This is a genomic window from Phascolarctobacterium succinatutens (assembly GCF_958453765.1).
Lineage (GTDB): Bacteria > Bacillota > Negativicutes > Acidaminococcales > Acidaminococcaceae > Phascolarctobacterium_A > Phascolarctobacterium_A succinatutens_B.
In genome coordinates this window covers 17,568-35,701 of the sequence record NZ_CAUDZA010000004.1, presented here as the reverse complement: position 1 = coordinate 35,701, position 18,134 = coordinate 17,568, and the positions used below count along the sequence as shown (strand labels likewise).

Annotated in this window: 18 protein-coding genes; 1 reads left to right on the top strand and 17 read right to left on the bottom strand. The window is 43.5% G+C overall.

All coding sequences use genetic code 11. From position 1 onward, the window contains the following. Genes Q7Q81_RS03030 through Q7Q81_RS03005 form a run of 6 tightly spaced genes read right to left on the bottom strand, consistent with a single transcriptional unit; the run spans nt 1 to nt 6,487 of the window. Nucleotides 1–1,995, bottom strand: a complete 1,995-nt coding sequence (locus Q7Q81_RS03030) for an AAA family ATPase (protein ID WP_304273627.1) — start codon at nt 1,993–1,995, stop codon at nt 1–3. Between the two features lie 4 nt (nt 1,996–1,999). Next, a complete protein-coding gene (locus Q7Q81_RS03025) occupies nt 2,000–2,164 on the bottom strand; it encodes a hypothetical protein (protein WP_304273624.1) in 165 nt (54 codons plus the stop codon). Further along, a complete protein-coding gene (locus tag Q7Q81_RS03020; protein WP_304273622.1) occupies nt 2,161–4,335 on the bottom strand; it encodes a DEAD/DEAH box helicase family protein in 2,175 nt (724 codons plus the stop codon). The genes Q7Q81_RS03025 and Q7Q81_RS03020 overlap by 4 nt, the downstream gene beginning before the upstream one ends. Nucleotides 4,336–4,341: 6 nt before the next feature. Further along, complete coding sequence (locus Q7Q81_RS03015) at nt 4,342–5,034, bottom strand: hypothetical protein (RefSeq protein ID WP_304273620.1); 693 nt, start codon at nt 5,032–5,034, stop codon at nt 4,342–4,344. Between the two features lie 12 nt (nt 5,035–5,046). After that, a complete protein-coding gene (locus Q7Q81_RS03010; protein WP_304273618.1) occupies nt 5,047–6,279 on the bottom strand; it encodes a hypothetical protein in 1,233 nt (410 codons plus the stop codon). Between the two features lie 25 nt (nt 6,280–6,304). Then, on the bottom strand, nt 6,305–6,487 hold the full coding sequence (locus Q7Q81_RS03005; RefSeq protein WP_304273616.1) for a ribbon-helix-helix domain-containing protein: 183 nt from the start codon (nt 6,485–6,487) through the stop codon (nt 6,305–6,307). A gap of 343 nt (nt 6,488–6,830) precedes the next feature. Here Q7Q81_RS03005 and Q7Q81_RS03000 point away from each other — a divergent pair, with 343 nt between their 5' ends. Further along, a complete protein-coding gene (locus Q7Q81_RS03000) occupies nt 6,831–7,337 on the top strand; it encodes a replication/maintenance protein RepL (RefSeq protein ID WP_304273614.1) in 507 nt (168 codons plus the stop codon). Nucleotides 7,338–7,521: 184 nt separating this feature from the next. On the opposite strand, the gene Q7Q81_RS11050 is transcribed toward Q7Q81_RS03000, so the two are convergent. The 11 genes from Q7Q81_RS11050 to Q7Q81_RS02950 form a co-directional block, all read right to left on the bottom strand. Further along, nucleotides 7,522–7,599, bottom strand: coding sequence for a putative holin-like toxin (locus tag Q7Q81_RS11050; protein ID WP_366939773.1), 78 nt, complete (start codon nt 7,597–7,599; stop codon nt 7,522–7,524). Nucleotides 7,600–7,767: 168 nt separating this feature from the next. Continuing rightward, the gene (locus tag Q7Q81_RS02995) at nt 7,768–8,034 is read right to left on the bottom strand and encodes a hypothetical protein (RefSeq protein ID WP_304224082.1); all 267 of its coding nucleotides are present in this window, start codon (nt 8,032–8,034) and stop codon (nt 7,768–7,770) included. 267 nt (nt 8,035–8,301) lie between these two features. After that, on the bottom strand, nt 8,302–9,690 hold the full coding sequence (gltA, locus tag Q7Q81_RS02990; RefSeq protein WP_304273612.1) for an NADPH-dependent glutamate synthase: 1,389 nt from the start codon (nt 9,688–9,690) through the stop codon (nt 8,302–8,304). Further along, nucleotides 9,675–10,517 carry a sulfide/dihydroorotate dehydrogenase-like FAD/NAD-binding protein gene (locus Q7Q81_RS02985; protein ID WP_304273610.1) on the bottom strand — a complete coding sequence of 281 codons (843 nt, stop codon included), beginning with the start codon at nt 10,515–10,517 and terminating at the stop codon, nt 9,675–9,677. Before Q7Q81_RS02985 ends, gltA begins: the two co-directional genes overlap by 16 nt. A 31-nt stretch (nt 10,518–10,548) precedes the next feature. After that, nucleotides 10,549–11,829, bottom strand: a complete 1,281-nt coding sequence (locus Q7Q81_RS02980) for an amidohydrolase (protein ID WP_277228287.1) — start codon at nt 11,827–11,829, stop codon at nt 10,549–10,551. A gap of 92 nt (nt 11,830–11,921) precedes the next feature. Further along, nucleotides 11,922–12,599: a class II aldolase/adducin family protein gene (locus tag Q7Q81_RS02975; RefSeq protein ID WP_304273608.1), complete on the bottom strand. Its 678-nt coding sequence runs from the start codon at nt 12,597–12,599 to the stop codon at nt 11,922–11,924. Nucleotides 12,600–12,601: 2 nt separating this feature from the next. After that, nucleotides 12,602–13,846 (bottom strand): adenosylhomocysteinase, encoded by a 1,245-nt coding sequence (locus Q7Q81_RS02970; RefSeq protein WP_293851175.1) that lies wholly within the window; start codon nt 13,844–13,846, stop codon nt 12,602–12,604. A gap of 32 nt (nt 13,847–13,878) precedes the next feature. Next, nucleotides 13,879–14,925, bottom strand: coding sequence for an S-methyl-5-thioribose-1-phosphate isomerase (mtnA, locus tag Q7Q81_RS02965; protein WP_304273605.1), 1,047 nt, complete (start codon nt 14,923–14,925; stop codon nt 13,879–13,881). Between the two features lie 9 nt (nt 14,926–14,934). Next, nucleotides 14,935–15,732 (bottom strand): S-methyl-5'-thioadenosine phosphorylase, encoded by a 798-nt coding sequence (mtnP, locus tag Q7Q81_RS02960; RefSeq protein WP_009145105.1) that lies wholly within the window; start codon nt 15,730–15,732, stop codon nt 14,935–14,937. A 292-nt stretch (nt 15,733–16,024) separates the two neighbouring features. Beyond that, on the bottom strand, nt 16,025–16,684 hold the full coding sequence (locus tag Q7Q81_RS02955) for an HAD-IA family hydrolase (protein WP_304273603.1): 660 nt from the start codon (nt 16,682–16,684) through the stop codon (nt 16,025–16,027). Nucleotides 16,685–16,810: 126 nt separating this feature from the next. Beyond that, nucleotides 16,811–18,103 (bottom strand): glycosyltransferase family 2 protein, encoded by a 1,293-nt coding sequence (locus tag Q7Q81_RS02950; protein ID WP_304273602.1) that lies wholly within the window; start codon nt 18,101–18,103, stop codon nt 16,811–16,813. Between the last annotated feature and the right edge of the window lie 31 nt (nt 18,104–18,134).

The window sequence follows — 18,134 nt, the reverse complement described above, 5'->3', positions numbered from 1 at the left end:
TCAATTCTCCTTAAACACACAATTATTCTTTAAATACAATCTAGCATAACTTGAAAGTTCCGGCTGTGACAAAACGTCCTTTATTTCATCAGAATACTCGGAAGGTGTTACTTCTAAAATGATTTGTTTTTCGGTGCTGATTTTCAGCAGCACTTCAGCAAAATTCTTTCTGTTAGTATCAGAAACCCTGCCTACCGGTGTGTCTATAAGTAAAAAACTATCATAACCAGATACTTCATGAACAGCCAAGGTGAATGCTAAAGCCAAAAGTTCTGTTTCTGAAGCAGAACAACTGTCAAGACAAGATTTGTTATTATACTTATGATAAAGCTTTAATGAATAATCTTCTGCAAGTTCGACTCTGCCATAGGTATCTTTTTTCCAGATAAGTTCTCCGAAAAGTTTTTCTGTTCGTTCTGCAATACGGTTTCTACCGGTTTCTGCCAAATCATTAATAACCTTGTTAAGAACATCATAAGATTCACTGGCAAATTCCCAGTATTTCTTAGATGATTCTTGTTCTGCTGCTAAATTTAACGCTTTTTTGTATTCGATTTCTAATTTGGCAACTTGATTTTTTACATCTTCAAGCTGACTCGAAAAATTATGTTGCTCTTTTTTCTTCTTTTCTAAAAGGGTTTCATAGTCTTTTCTTTTTTGTATTAATTCAGCTATATTTGCGACTGCATTAGAACCGAATTCTTTTAATTTAACGTCCAATTCGTCAATTTCTTTTGTGATTCCTTCGATTGCATAATTTTTATCTTCAATAGACTTTAACAATGTATTTTTACGAGAAGTGAAATCATTGATATCTAAAGAATTTCTTATTAATGGAGCAAGTTCAGCAATTTTCTTCATAGAGGAATTGCCTTTAATTTTTTCCAGTAAGAATTTCAATACTTGGAGTTTGGTTTTGTCTAATTTCTGTTTGCAAAGCTTACATTCACAATTAGCAATGCTTTCTTCAATATCAGTATCACGAAGATCAGTGAAAGCATCGTCTTCTTCCTGTCTATTGTTTATGTACTCTGTTACAGATTTATTATTATGATAAAGTAAAATATTGATTATTGAATCTCTAATAAATCTATCTCGTTCAGAATACAATCTGCTTAAGTCTTCCTCATATGACTGTAAAAGTTTCTTTTTATCATTATAGTTGTTGTTGTAAACCGAAATAAACTCTTGCCCATTTATATCAGAATTAATTATTGCCAATTCTTTTTCTGCTTTCTTTAATTCAGAGACAGTTTGATCAAGTTTTAATTTTAATGCTTCACGATTTTCTTTAGCAGAATTCAGTTCTGTTTCTTTATCCGAGAGCTTAGGATCTTTTTTCAAGTATTCATTCTTGTAATAGTCCTTTGTAGATTTCAAATGTTTCTTGACTGTATCAAGGATATTGATTTGAGCAATTGTATAAACATTATCTCTAACATTTCTGCGTTTGCTATCACGGAAGTAAGTTAAAAGCTGTTCACCATCGAAGTAAAAATATTCCCTGATATCTTTAGGTAAAACCGTTTGTAATTTCGTATATATATCATCTTCCTGCAAAAACTCTGTATTACCAAACGAAGTTAATCTGCTACATGTTCTTTTCTCCTGGCCGAAAGGAACTCCATTATCTACTTTAAAAGACTGTTCGCGAGTAAATGTATATTTTTCACCATCAATATCCAGTTCTACAATTACTTTAACTAAGCAAAAACTTGCGCCTGTTTCTTTTAATTCTTGCATAACCTCAATGTTATATAAAGGCAGGCTGTTGGAATCGTCTTTCGTTTCGTGAATGTCATCACGTTGAAAGATTCCGGATTTATGAGGTTCGTCACCATAGAGACACCAGTTGATGGCATTAAGAAAATTGGTCTTTCCTACGCCGTTAGAAGCTTCTAAGATATGGATATCATAGCTGCCATTTTTCGGAAAAGTCAGCTCTAAATCCTTATATTGTCTGAAATTATGTGTTTTAACAGATATGAGTCGCATAAATTTACTCCCCTTTATCTACAGCGTTTTCAACGAGTTTTCTGTATTGCTTTGAATACTGTCCACCTTCTGTTTCGTGCTTTATAATATCAAGCAAGAATTTGGCAATCTGTTTGTTCCCATTACTATATTTTTCAACCTTATCTTTTATAGCAGGATTCATTTTCATAATTTGCTTTCCTCCAAAACCTTGTAAACCTTTGTCAATACGGTAACACTATTAGCTGCATCCTGTGACAAGTCTTTTACCCTAACCATTTCTTTTTCAAAAATCCGTCGTTCGACAGCAGCAAGTTTGTCATCACCAAGCCTATAATAATCAGGTTCTAAAATCATATCATAGATACGGGCAGAATACTTATTGGGTGCCTGACGGATAATACGTCCTATACGCTGCACATATTCTCTGGGATTAGTGCTGGAAGCCATAATAATAGCTGTGTCGGCTGAAGGAATGTCTATGCCTTCGTCTAAACATTTTATGGCGACAAGCACCTGATAATCCTTAGACTTGAATTTACTTATAATATAATCACGTTCTGAAAGCCCACCATATTTTGCCATAGGTGCAGTGCCTTGCTCCTGCGTAAACTTAGTTGTTGATATCCCGCGCTTTCCTAGTGTTTGGACAACATTGTCAATCTGGGCATCAGAAACAAATATAATCATATTGCTTATGTCGTTGCCAAGGTTATCAAGGATTCTTTCGAGCTCGTCGTACTTGGCAACAGCATTTTTCTCAATATCCGCACGTTTAAATCTTAATATCTGCAGATATGTATCTTTATCATCCATGTAACGCTTAGACTTAATAATTTTCTCTGTAAGCTTTTTATATTCTTCGATTTCATTATCTGTAAGAGAAACAAAGCATGGCTCATAATCAAACTTAACCAGAAAATTCTTTTTAGTTATAGGATTAATTTCTGTTAAAGCATCATGAATTGTAAATTCAAAAGACTTGCCGCCAAAATACTCCTCAATAAGTTTACTGCCAGCATCATCAAACCAACGTTGCGGAGTTGCACTTAAGCCAAGTCTATAAGTATATTCATCAATAAGACCATTTCTGGTTTTATCAGCACCCATACCGTGAACTTCATCACCTATCAAGAATTTAGTAACACTACTGAATTTCTGAGATGTAATGATCTCAAGAAATTTAGTAACACTACTGAATTTCTGAGATGTAATGATCTCAAGAAATTTAGCTGATGAACAAATCTGGTGCGTAGTATATACTACCAGATGCTTATACTGCCCTAATTTAAGCTTCAGCATCTCTCGATTGAATATGGTCTGCCAGTTTTTCACATTGCCATTTAATGATATACTGTGCGTTATATCAATATCCAAAGAATCAATATCTCGTTTCCACTGGTCAGATAAAGTAACCTGCGGGCAGGCTATTATTACCAAAAGATGCTTAGTATCCTTTAATGCTTTATCAAGACAACCGATAGCAGTCCTCGTCTTACCTGTACCAGTAGCCATCTGCAAGAGCAATGAGCGATTATTTTCTTGCCACATATCCAGCGCATTCTTTTGATAATAGAACAACTCGAGTTTCTGTTTTGGCTTTGGTTTATCAGTTACAGTAGAAAAATATTTTTTAGTTGCTATATGTTCAGGTTTAAAATCTTTACTTTCAACTATCAGCTTTTCCTTTATTGCCTCTGGTATATCTTTAACCTCAACATCAAAACGCCGGCCTCCCCAAAAGCTGTCAAAACGTTCTTTATCAGCTTCTATATAAGGCAATGCACCTTGCCAACTACAAAACACTTTAAATTCCTCAGTATTAGCCATCCATCCGCTGGCAGATTCATTATTGGAGCCACTAAAAGAAAGTGCATTCCCAGCTTGGTCATACAACACCCCTACTTTCTGATGCATTATTCCCAAACGTTCAATTTCATCACTGTTGCATACCCCAGAATTATTGCGAACAACAGCAATTTTTATTGTCAAAAGATTATTAGCAATCATCCATCCCAAGGCTTTAACATGATCAAGTTCAAATTTATCAGTTATATCCTCATATGAATGAATAAAATTCTTATAGATTACCGAATCCAAGCTATCAATAGAACCTTTCATTGCTTCAACATCAGAACTGCTTAACCTGGGACAAGTTACAAGGCGCATTGTTCCACCGTTTTCAATAAAGGCCTCCATACCTCTTGCAGCTACAGCCAAAGTACTTGATGAAAAAAATCCGGCAATACGGTCATATCTGTTTGCTGTAGATAATACAGGAATATAAAAGTCCCTTAAGACATTATCTTTACCGGAATCGTATGATATTTTTAAAGAAAGATTGCTAAAATCCTTTAACATACACAATCACACCCATTTAATATTAATGTCGTAATTAACCTTGTTAATAGAAAGTGAAACCAAAGCTTCAATCAATATTTTTACGTTACTGAGCCTTCTTCTGACTGTGGAATCAGATAAACTTAATGCCATAATTTCAGATACATTTACGAATTCCGTCTTAGCTTTAATCAAAACATGCCTAACTAATGGTATACGAAGATATAACAATGGCTTCAGCTTTTTTACAACAGGGATAGGCAGTTCCATATATAATTTACCTAAGGGTGTTACATCAAAAGGCTTCTTTTTCTTAGTTAATCCCATAAGCATAGCAGTTTTATAATGATTTTCACCGTATTTCGTCTGAGCACCAACCTTGCTACCCTTGTAAAAGAGATAACCAATTAAAGCATATGTACATTTATCTCCTGCATTTGCTTCGACATAAGGCAAAAGAGGCTCTATTGCATTTATATCACTGAATTGAGGGATATTAGTTGAATTGATTAAGGGCAACATGTCAGTGCCATCATCAAGAATATCAATAATTTCATCAATAGAATAATGTTGAAGGGCAGTTAAAAGCTTGTTTCCTACGCCAAGAAACTCTTCTTCACTATGATTGCTCAAAATATCATCATCATAAGACGAATAAAACAATCTGATTACATCCGAAATATCATATGTTTCGTTATTCAATAAATCTATATAATCCATTTCGCACCACCATTATTCAGGCCAAATATATCTGACATCAAAAAATTTTGCTGCTATTTTAGGATATTCTGCTTCAAATTCAATCATAGACCTCATTGCAGAACACATAGTCCCTTCGGTTTTGTGAAGAGCCTGATTCGCAACACAGAATTCTCTAAATGTCATCTTTTTAACTATATTAGCCTGATTACACCATCTGGCAATCGTTACATAAAGAGCACGATATTTAGAATCCTTCCACGGAGCATTATCCTTACTCTGGTATCGCATTATATAAGGCAGGCAGCCATAACGAAGCAATAGCTCAATACGAATAAAAGCTCCTTCGATATCTTTATAATCTGTACTTTCAAAGCCAACAAGAACATAAAAACGTATTCCTTTACGCTTTCTATATTTTTTAAGAATCTCAAGTTTTTGATGAATAAGATCATAATCACTCAAGTTATCAAAAGCAAATGTAAAGTCACCATCATACCTCAGACTAAACAACAATTTGCTTTTCTCATCCGTTAAAAGACGTTCATCAAGACCCTGCTTAAACTTAAAAGATTTTTTTGTTTCTGAAAGCTCCTCTATCAACTCACTGAATTTAGGATAACCTAAAACATTATCATCAAGAAGACATATTTTTTTTCGTGTATTATCCAAAAACTCCTTCAACGGACTATGTTGAAAAACATGGTCATATTTTTGATTAACACAAAAAGGACATTTTCTAAAACAACCACGAGTCAAAAAACCAATGGAATACTCGAGATACTCCTTGAACTGCACAAGATATCTTGTTTTATTAAAAACTTTGCCTTCAGATTCCGCCTTTTTACGCGCATTTTCTACCTGCTCAGCAATCCAAGAATCGTACAAATGATAATCAGGCATATAATGCTCTATTTCATCCGGCAAATTCGGAGCTTTATCGAAGAAAAAGCCAGTACCACCCAAATGAATTTTCTCAGTTTCTACAATTCCTTCAGGAAATGGGGTGTCAGTAAAAACTTTAGCAATATAAACGGCTTCATAGTCTTCTAGATTCTCATAGTCAAGTTTTAATACAGGATTTTTTCCTTCAACCTCTTTAAGATAATTCGACAGCTTCATGCAGACAAGATTGGGAAATCTATGCTTTTGTCTGCCAATAAGGTCTGCATCAATAATAGCAATCTGAGTTGCTCTTTTTTCCCGTTCTGCTTCGTTATCTGAAAACGTCAAAGCTATTTGTGAATCTATTTTTTCAATAGGCATACACTAAATCCATCCTTACACAAAATTAATCATCACTATTAGGAAAGTTGTATTTCCGATCATCATTCTTCAAATATAACGATAAGGCTTTTTCTACAACTACTGTTTTAGGTATTCCTGTTACTGTAGAATACTCACACAATTTTTCGTATATGTTCTTTTCCAGCTTAAATGATGCTGCAACATGTTCTTTACGTTGACGAACCATTCTTTTCTCCTTTCAAACAGTAAAAATAGCTCTATATTCTTTCTTTTTATATATTATACACCTAAAGAAATTTTGAAATCAATACTTTTCAATACTAATACATACCATAATTTAAACAAACTAATTATAGACTATTTTTATGCTGCTCTTTATTTTATAAACGTGAAGCTAACAACTTTTAATGATATCTCCGAAAGAATTTAGTTAATTTTCTGATTTTTACTAGCAATTATGGTTGTGCTATGGTATACTTACAGTATAAATTACCGAACATTATTAGAGTCCAAATGGATACAAAACGGTTCCCCCAGAGAGTAAAAACTTAAAGGAGTGAAAACAACTGATGAACCTTAGAAATAACATGAAGCAATTATATAAAACTTTTGGCAGCGACTATGACCAAAACTTCCAGAAAACAAAAGATGCCCTAAAGCAACTCAGAAAAGAAAACAACATCAGAGAAGGAAAACTTATAATGATGGAATGCATAACAGCCCTCATAGAACTCAAACAAAAATACCGGCAAACAATCGAAATCGAAGAACAGATTCACCAGAAAATATCTGCCAGGAACGCTTTGGGAACGCTCTCCTACTCTGAATACCGCATCATCCTGCACATTCTAGATGAACTCAACAACCAGGACGAGACAATCATCGTAGCATCACAAATAGCGGACAAGATTGGCATCACCCGAAGCGTCGCAGTCAATGCCCTCAAAAAACTTCAGAGTGGCAAAGTTTTCGAAACCAAATCCAAGGGTGCAAAGGGTACTTTGATTAAGCTTATTAATCCAGCCATCTACAAAGAAGTTGAACACCTTAAAATTATTCACTCCTGGAAAATTTAATAGCTTCCACTACCCCACAGCCCTCCCAAAATCCCCTCCGCAAACCATTCAGGTTTGACAAAAAACAAGATAAAACGTATAATAAACATAAAGAGACAACTGGTTGTGGAAAGCCGGTTCTCCTCATTGTTTAAAAGTTAGAAAGAAACCGTCTTACCGCTAGGCGGTTTTTTTCATGCCGTAATTACTTACGATACGTAAGGATCAGCACGACCAGAGTTGCGAAAGCAATCATCAGAGATAACGCTTCGAAAACAGTCATAACATCACCCCCACTCGCTAGGGAGTAGAAAAACCAACTACCAGTTGTCTCAAAGTGTATTATAATCTAATATTGATATTTTTAAAATGCACCTCTAAAGGTGTGTTTTTTATTTTGAGCATATTTAAAAACAAAGAAGCCGGGTTTTGTCCCAACCTCTTTTATATTTTAAATGAATTGTACTACTGTACCCATTAATCTACTATATTTCCCGTCGCTAATTGCTTTGACGTAAATTATAGCATGACCTTTCATTGCTAAAGCCTTGGTTTTCAGTTTAATGAGTTCAACTTCCCAATCTTGCGTACTGTCTCCTAAAGAACCATCTGAGAAAATGATTCCCATGATAGAATATTCTTCTTTTAAGTCGCCGGTTGTTGTAATAATAGAATCATAATCTGTTTCAGGATTTTTGTTTGAACTAAACCATCCCATTTGCTGCACTCCTTTGTTCTTATGGTGAAGATAGCTACATTATATTATTTTATTACGTGAAAAGCAAATATTTTTCAAAGTTTTTTTGATTGTTTTAAAGTCATTATAAATACCAGAACTGATACGTCCGAATTCTTTCACCCTTATTATAATAAAAATACAACAATGTATATAAATAAAAATCCTATTGCAGACTAACTCAGAACATCTGCAATAGGATTTTACGCTTATTTCATATTAAATTATGCAACAGCGCCGGCTTTCCCCTTACTTGCTCAGGTACTCGTCAATAGCAGCTGCAGCCTTCTTGCCTGCGCCCATAGCGCTGATTACGGTAGCAGCACCGGTTACGATATCGCCACCGGCGAACACGCCCGGAATAGAGGTAGCACCTGTCTCGTCGGCAACGATGTTACCGCGCTTGTTGACCTCCAAGTCGGGGGTAGTCTGCTTAATCAGCGGGTTCGGGCCCTGGCCGATAGCCATAACTACCATGTCAACGTCGAGCACATACTCGCTGCCTGCGATAGCCACAGGACTGCGACGGCCACTGGCATCCGCTTCACCCAGCTCCATCTTGATGCACTTCAGGCCGTTAACCCAGCCCTTTTCATCGCCCAGAATAGCAACCGGATTGTTCAGCAGGCGCAGCTCAATGCCTTCTTCCTTAGCATGGCCGATTTCTTCCTTACGTGCGGGCATTTCTTCCTCGCTGCGGCGATACACTATATATACATGCTCCGCGCCAAGGCGCTTCGCGGTACGCGCTGCGTCCATAGCTACGTTGCCCGCGCCAACGATAGCAGCCTTCTTGCCAACGTATACAGGTGTCGCGTAATTCGGGAATTCGTAAGCCTTCATCAGGTTTACACGCGTCAAAAATTCGTTGGCGGAATATACGCCGTTAAGGTTTTCGCCGTCAATCTGCATAAAATGCGGCAGACCGGCGCCGGTACCAACATAAACAGCGCTGAAGCCTTCCTCCTCCATCAGCTCCTTGATGGTGAAGGTGCGACCGATAACAGCGTCAACTACGATTTTTACGCCCAGCTTTTTCAGTGCGGAGATTTCATGCTGTACGATTTCCTTGGGCAGACGGAACTGCGGAATACCGTACATCAGCACACCGCCTGCAGCGTGCAGCGCTTCGTACATGGTTACATCATAGCCCATTTTTGCCAAATCGCCTGCGCAGGTCAGACCGCTGGGGCCGCTGCCTACTACGGCAACCTTCTTGCCCTTGCGTTCTGCCGGAGCTTCTACATCGTTATCCAGGCCATGCTCACGCGCATAGTCGGCAACAAAGCGCTCCAGACGGCCAATAGCTACAGGCTCGCCCTTGATGCCCAGCACGCACTTGCCCTCGCACTGGTTTTCCTGCGGGCAGACACGTCCGCAGACAGCAGGCAATGTACTCTTTTGCTTAAGGATTTTATAAGCCTCGGCAAAGTTTTCCTGTGCAACCTCATGGATAAACTTAGGAATATCAATATTAACCGGGCAGCTGCCTACACAACGCGGTTTGGGGCAGTTCAGGCAACGCTGTGCCTCGTCTACCGCCATTTCCTTAGTGTAGCCAAGCGCTACCTCCTGAAAGTTTTTGTTACGCACATCAGCCGGCTGCTCCGGCATAGCATTTCTCATTCCTCCACGCATTTGCAATGACCTCCACAGCTATATTCCAGTGCTTCCTGGTCCTTGTACATCTGCTGACGCATTACCAGGTTCGCAAAATCTACCTCGTGAGCATCAAACTCCGGTCCGTCTACACAGGCAAATTTGTTCTCGCCGCCAACCATTACACGGCAGCCGCCGCACATGCCGGTGCCGTCTACCATGATGGTGTTGAGGCTGGCTGTAGTTTTAACGCCGAAGGGTTTGGTGGTCGCTGCCACGTTTTTCATCATGATAACAGGGCCGATGGCCAATACCAGGTCAATCTTCTCGCCTGCCTCCAGCATTTCACGCAGCGGGTCGGTTACAAAGCCCTTGCGGCCTGCACTGCCGTTATCGGTGGTCAAAATCAGCTCGTCGCTGATAGCAGCCATTTTATCCTGCCAGATTACCAGATCCTTGTCGCGCGCACCGATGATGGAGATAACCTTGTTGCCCAGCTCGTGATATGCACGCGCGATGGGATAAACAGGCGCAACGCCGATGCCGCCGCCAACTACTACAACAGTACCGAAGTTGCCCATCTTGGAAGGATGTCCTAGAGGACCAACTACGTCGAGAATATCATCACCCTCGTTAAAGGTGTCGCACAGATGCTTGGTAGTGTTGCCCACCGCCTGCACGATTAAGGTAATATAGCCTTTTTCACGATCAAAATCCGCAATAGTCAGAGGAATACGTTCGCTGTATTCGTCAGTGCGGATGATTACAAACTGTCCCGGATGGCATTTGTGTGCCACCAGCGGCGCGTCTACGACGAACTCGTAAACAGCAGGTGCTAAATTTGCTTTGGTAATGATTTTAGCCATTTTCTTGCTTTTCTCCTTTTGCTGCTATTTGCTATTTATTCAAGAGTTTTCTAGTGCAAGCCTCAGCTTCCGCGTAAATCTTTTCTTCGTCAAAGGTCAGCAGCTTGCCAGCTTCCACAACCTTTTTGCCTGCTACGAAAACAGTGTCGGCATCGGTGCTGCTTGCTGCATAAACCAGCTGGGACAGCTTATTGTGACGCGGATACCAGTAAGGCTTGTGCATATCCCACAGTACGATATCTGCCTGCTGGCCTGCCTCCAAAAGTCCGGTATTGGCAAATCCCAGAGTCTTGGCGCCGTCAACGGTTGCCATCTCCCACGCTTTTTTAGCAGGAACAACGAGGGGATCAAAGGTTGTTGCCTTATGCAGCATTGCGGCAGCACGGCATTCCTCCAGCATATCCAGATTGTTGTTGCTGGAAGCGCCATCCGTGCCCAGGCCAACACAAATGCCCTTGTTCAGCATTGCCGCTACCGGTGCGATGCCGCTTGCTAGCTTTAGGTTGCTCTGCGGGTTATGCGCTACACGCACGTGCTTGGCAGCCATGATATCCATATCCTCGTCGGTCAGATGTACACAGTGTGCAGCAATGGTACCCAGCTCAAACATGCCCAGCTTATCCATCAGCTGAATCGGTGTCATGCCATGCTCTTTAACAACGGTATCAACCTCAAATTTAGTTTCGCACAGATGCATCTGGATTTCTGCCTTGTTGGCAGCAGCCTCGGCAATAACCTTTTCCAAATAATCAACAGGACAGGTATAAGGAGCGTGCGGACCGTAGGTGATGCGGATACGGCCGTTGTCGTAGCCCTGCCAGTTCTTCGCCAGCACAGTGTTTTCAGCCAGCTTTACGTCCTTGTCCGGTGCTACGCCAATCAGACCGCGGCTGAGGTTAGCGCGGATACCGGTTTCGGCGCAGGCACGCGCAACATCCTCCATGAAGGCGTACATGTCGGCAAAACAGGTAGTACCGCCCTTCAGCATTTCTACGATGCCCAGCATAGCACCCCAGTAGATGTCATTAGCGTCCATCTTGTCTTCAATCGGCCAGATTTTGTTTTGCAGCCAGTCCATGAGCGCCATATCATCGGCATAACTGCGCAGCAGTGTCATAGAAACGTGGCCGTGGGTGTTGACCATGCCGGCGGTAGCCAGCTTGCCCTTACCGTCTACAATTTCGTCGGCAGCAAAGTCTGCAGGCACGTCCTTGCCTACATAAACAATCTTATTATCTTCAACGGCGATGTTCTGCATTTCACCGTTCGGAGTATGCAGAAGCTCGATATTCTTAATCAGTAGCTTAGCCAAAAGATTTCACTTCCTTGGTATATTGGTATAAATTAAGTCCTGCCTCCCTGTTTAATGCTTAGGTAGGCAAATGACAGTGATATTATTGTTTTCTACTCTTCGCCTTGCTGACGCTTGGAGTAATGCTTTTCATAAAAATCATGCATCACATCCACGTCCTCACAGCTCAGCTCGTACACCTTGTTGCCAGTGCCTGCACAGATTACGGCAATCTGCGCCGCCTTTTCCAGAATTTCGGCAGCCAGCAGTGCCTCTGCCAGATTCTTGCCCCAGCAGACAGCGCCATGGTTGGCCAGCAGTACAGCCTTTTTGCCGTTCAGCGCGCGCACGGTGTTCTCCACCAGCTCCTGCGTACCGCAAAGAGCGTACTCAGCACACTCTACCCTGCCGCCGATAATCTGCACGATATCCTCGATAATCGCCGGCACTCCCTGATGCATAGCCGCAAGCGCACTGGCATAAATACTGTGCGTATGGATTACGGCACCTGCCTCGGGATAGGCGTTGTAAATGGCAGTGTGCACCTTCAGTTCGGAAGAAGGAATGTGCTTGCCCTCAACAACTTCGCCTTCACGGTTGATAATGACAACATCCTCGGGTGTCAGCGTTTCATAACCGTGGCCGGAGGGTGTAATAGCAATATTCTGCGCATCAATGCGGCAGCTGATGTTGCCCCAGGAGCCTGCGACAAGCTTTTTTTCAATCAGCGCGTGGCCTGTTTCCACAATGGCGGCACATGCACTTTCTTTAGCAAATAACTGCGTTTCCATGATTATTCGGCAGCCAGATATGCCTTCTGCTCTTCGCTCAGGGTGTCGATGCCTGCACCCATAGCCTGCAGCTTCAAAGCAGCGATTTCGGTGTTCAGTTCTTCCGGCAGTACATACAGTTTGTTTTCCATTGCTCCCTTATGGTCGAGCAGGTATTTCATAGCCAGGAACTGCATAGCGAAGGACAGATCCATAATTTCAATCGGATGTCCGTCGCCGCAAGCCAGGTTAACCAGACGGCCTTCGCCCAGCAGGTTCAGCTTACGTCCGTCAGCCATGGTGTAGGTCATGATATTTTTGCGTACTTCATACGGAGCAACTACGGAAAGCTCCTCCAAATGATGTTTGTTGATTTCTACGTCGAAGTGGCCTGCGTTGCACATAACAGCGCCGTTCTTCATAACCTCCATATGCGGTTTGGTGATTACGTCCTTGCAGCCGGTTACGGTTACAAAGATATCGCCGTGTTTTGCAGCCTCCTGCATCGGCATAACGCGGAAGCCGTCAAATACTGCTTCGATACCCTTAATCGGATCAACCTCGGTAACGATAACGTTTGCGCCAAGGCCCTTGGCACGCATAGCAACGCCCTTACCGCACCAGCCATAGCCTGCAACAACAACAGTTCTGCCTGCTACGGACATGTTGGTGGTACGCATGATGCCATCCCAGGAGGATTGGCCGGTACCGTAACGGTTATCAAACAGATACTTGCAGTAAGCATCATTAACGGCAATCATCGGGAATGCCAGATGACCTGCTGCAGCCAGAGCCTTCAGACGATGTACACCGGTGGTGGTTTCCTCGCTGCCGCCCATCAGGTTAGGAATCAGGTCACGACGTTCGCCGTGCAGCATATTAACCAAATCGCCGCCGTCATCAATAATCAGCTGCGGTTCGCTCTTCAAAGCCTCGCGCAGATACATATCATATTCTTCGTTGGTGCAGCCATGGGTTGCGAAAACAGTTACGCCGCTGTCAACCAGTGCTGCGGCAATTTCGTCCTGAGTGGAAAGCGGGTTGCTGCCGGTAACAACAACATTAGCGCCTGCATTCTTCAAAACGAGTGCCAGATAAGCGGTTTTTGCTTCCAGGTGAATGGTTACAACCATGTTGATGCCCTGGAAGGGCTTAGTTTTGCTGTATTCATCGTTCAGATGGTTCAGCAGGGGCATATATTCCTTTGCCCACGCAATACGTTGATGACCTAACGGTGCCAATTTGATGTCTTTAATAATGCTTTGCATAAATCTAAAAATCCTCCTTTAATATATGCTCTTTAATCTTGTAAAAGAGCCTGCAATTTCTTAATACTTTCTGTATACGGCGCTTTAAGCACGCCATGCTCGGTAATAATACCGGTAATAAGCTCTGCCGGTGTCACGTCAAACGCAGGGTTAAACACTGCCACGCCCTCAGGCGCAGTCTGCTCGCTGCGGAAATGACGTACCTCGTCGGCCTTGCGCTCCTCGATAGGAATCTGCGCACCTGTCGCAATCGTAAAATCAAAGGTGCTCGTCGGTGCGGCGATATAAAACGGAATTCCGTGCGCCTTCGCCGCCAGTGCCACGCCATAGGTGCCGATCTTGTTCGCCGTGTCGCCGTTGGCCGCAATTCTGTCGGCACCGACAACAATAGCGTTCACGCCCTTCGTGCGCATTGTCCACGCTGCCATATTATCGGTAATCAGCGTAACCGGGATGCCGTCCTCAAACAGCTCAAACGCCGTCAGGCGCGCACCCTGCAGCAGCGGACGTGTTTCGTCGGCATAAACCATCTTCAGCTTGCCCTGCGCGTAAGCACTGCGGATAACGCCCAGCGCTGTGCCCCAACCGCACGTTGCCAATGCGCCTGCATTGCAGTGCGTCAGCACTACGGCAGCGTCAGGCAGCACAGCAGCGCCGTATTCGCCCATACGCTTATTCATAGTGATATCGTCCGCATAAATCTGCTCGGCCTTGACCTCCAGCGCCTTGATAATCGCCGCGGGGGACTTGTCCTCGCCGTTCAGGCGCACAGCCAACGCATACTGCAGATTTGCCGCCCATGCCAAATTTACCGCCGTCGGACGCGCAGTAATCAGATCTGCACGCACAACGTCCAGTGCACCCAAAAAGTCAGGCTTGTCCGCAACCTCGCGCGCACCCAGCACCATAGCGAAGGCAGCGGCAGCGCCGATTGCCGGTGCACCGCGCACCTCCAAGCGTTCAATTGCCACTTTCACGCGCTTGTAATCCACGCAGGTAATCCATTCTATCTTTTGCGGCAGCAGAGTCTGGTCCAGCAGCACCAGGCTCCCCTGCTCCCAACGCATAGTTTCTACCATAACAACCTCTTACAGCTTAAAGCCGCCAAACTCCTGCATAGCGTGATGGCAGTTGCATTTTGCCTCAGTAGGCTCTTCATAAGCGATGAAGGACAGAATCAGCTTTTCCATATTCTTAATGCTCAGCGCCATAGCGTCGCAAACCTCTTTATGGGAAAGCGGTGTCGGGGAAATGCCCGCTGCCATATTGGTAACGATGGAGCAGTTAGTGTAGCACATCTCTGCCTCACGCGCCAGAATAGATTCGGGCATATTGGTCATGCCAACCAGATCACCGCCCAGCATAGCGAACATTTTTATTTCGGCAGCACTTTCAAAGCGCGGGCCTTCGGTGCAAACATAAACACCATGCTTATGGAAGGTAATATCCGTTTTCTCCAGGCATTTGATAACCTTCTCGCGCAAAGTTGGGCAATACGGATAGGTGAAATCGCAATGCGCTACACCACGCTCCGGAGAATCGTAGAAGGTGTTGATACGGCTCTTGGTGAAGTCCAGCACGTTGTCGCAAACTACGAAGTGACCTGCCTTCATCTCCGGGTTGAGGGAACCAACTGCGGTAGTAGCAAAAATCTCCTCTGTACCCAAGCTCTTCATAGCCCAGATGTTGGCACGGTAGTTTACCTTGTGGGGCGGTACGGAATGGTCTACGCCGTGACGGCTCACGAAAACCACCTGATTACCGCTCATTGTGCCGATGTTGCACAATGCTTTACCAAACGGTGTTTCTATAATCTTTTTTTCGAATCCCTTCAGGGTATCAGGATTATCAATACCGGTTCCGCCAATGATAGCAATTTTACGCATATGCTTTGCCTCCCTTATAGTTAAATGTGATAATGAAAACTGTTTGCTGAAGTATGTTATTACGCATAATATCTATGCAGATTCTCCACACTTTTTCTATTATATAATACCATAAATAAGGCATAATTTAAAGAGTAAAGAAAAAGCACTCTCAGCAGGTGTGAGAGTGCGAAGTGGGTGTGGAGTATCCGGCACTGCTTACTCAGTATCCGGCATTTTTGACAGATTATCCGGCACTCCAGGGCAAATTTATTAGGACACTGATGTTGATTATCTTACTTTTATTAGGACACTAATGAATCTTCTCCACTATCTCCAGCAGCTCCTGCGGTCTTGTAATCACAAAATCGGGCCTGCCCTCCTCCAGCAGCTTCTCCCAGCCAAAGGCCGTATAGCGCACGGCAACGGTTTTTGCCCCCGCACTACGTCCGCTCTGCAAATCGAAGGGACTGTCACCGACGCACAGGCATTCCTCCGGCTGCAGGCCCAGCTTGGCACACGCCGCCAGCATCGGCTCGGGATGCGGTTTGCTCTCCTTCGTATCGCCCAAGGCAACGGTCGCATCAAAATACTGCGTCAGCTGCAGGCAGTCCAGCCCACGGCGCAGCATCGGCGGCTTCTTGGAGGTGACCACCGCCAGCTTAATGCCTTGCGCCTTCAGCTGCTCCAGTGTTTCCTTCACGCCGGGGATAGGACGGATCATATCATCGTGATGCGCGTTATTATATTCTCTGTAAGTGTCGCGCATAGTTTCCACCAGCTCCGGCTTACCGGAAAGCGCAATCATTGCCTCCGGCAACGGCAAGCCGAAGGTAGCCACAATCTTTTCACGCTCCGGTGTAAAGCCCAGCACCTCACGGCAGGTGTGCTCAAAGGTGGCAATAATCAAATCTATGGTATTGGCAATAGTGCCGTCAAAATCAAAAAGTATTCCCTTAATCCGCATCTTCATATCCTCTCCGCTCTTTTTGCTAATCTTCATAACGTTTGTATAAGCACAATAAATTTATTATATCATGTTTACCTGCCTTTGCGCACTAAAAAAGCACTCCCGCTTGCGCAGAAGTGCTTATAAAGCTTATTTGTCGTCCTTTTTTGCAAAGACTACTTCCTTAGGACCGTCGTTTACTGCGTCCTCGGGAATAATTACATCGTCGAAGCTGATGCCGCGGGTGTGCAGCGTGTGGCTCCACTCATGGTCATGGCGGTGCCACCAGCCAAGGGCTGTAATAGGAATCCAGCTGTAAATAAACAGCGGATACAGCAACAGATACATCCAAGACTTGAAGGAAGCGCGGATTTTCCACAGTACCGCTACCGGGAAAATATACTGGCCGATACCAACCAGAGTCCAAACCTCTACCGGAATAATGGTATACAGGATATTGGTGTAGAACGGATAGAAGTTATAAATATAGCTGCACAGCACAAAGAACGTGGAAATCATCAGGAAGTACGGCTGAATGAGGTTCACGGAGCAGTCCAGCATGACGATATTGCGTGTCTTGATCGCTTTTTTAATCATCGGAATCAGATAGCGGTCCGCAACATCAAAGTGACCCTGCGACCAACGCTTACGCTGGTTCCAGGTCTGCTTGAAGGTCAGCGGCTTTTCATCATAGATGATTGCATCATGCGCCCAGGTTGTAGGAATACCTTCCATCATCGCCTGAATGGTGAACTCCATATCCTCGGTCAGGCAGGTTGCACGCCAGCCGTAACGCTTCAGCACCTCGGTGTCAAAGCACATGCCAGTACCGCCAAGACAGCAGGACAGGCCCATGTTATACTTTGCCAAGCTCCATACATGGTTAACAATCCAGAAGGAAATTGCAAACACACCGCTTACCCAGGTATCAGTCGGGTTTTTTGCATCCATATAGCCTTGGATAATGCGTTCGCCGTTGCACAGACGGCTGTTCATCTCCTGCAGGAAGTTAGGATGCACCAGGTTATCGGCATCGAAAACGCAAACTGCATCATATTTCTTATCCAGCTTGAACAGTCTGTCGAACATCCACGCGAGAGCAAAGCCTTTGCCCTTACCGGTTTCGCTGAAGCGCTCATGCACCAGCGCGCCGGCCTTGCGTGCAACCTCTGCGGTTTTGTCCGAGCAGTTATCCGCAACAACATAGATATCATATAAAGCGTCATTGTAATTCAGACGGCGCAGGTTATCTACTAACTGGGCAATAACTCTTTCCTCGTTATGCGCGCAGGCAATCAAGGCAAAGGTCTTGCTTTCATTATATATCTTAACTTCCTTCTTCTTGCCGAACAGGCCGAACCAAGAAACAAAAAAGTAGTAGAGCGTAAAAAATATAATCAATAGCTGCAAAGGTATCATGATTATATCAAAAGCTGTATACATCAAAAATCTCCTTTACTCCCCTAACGGCAAA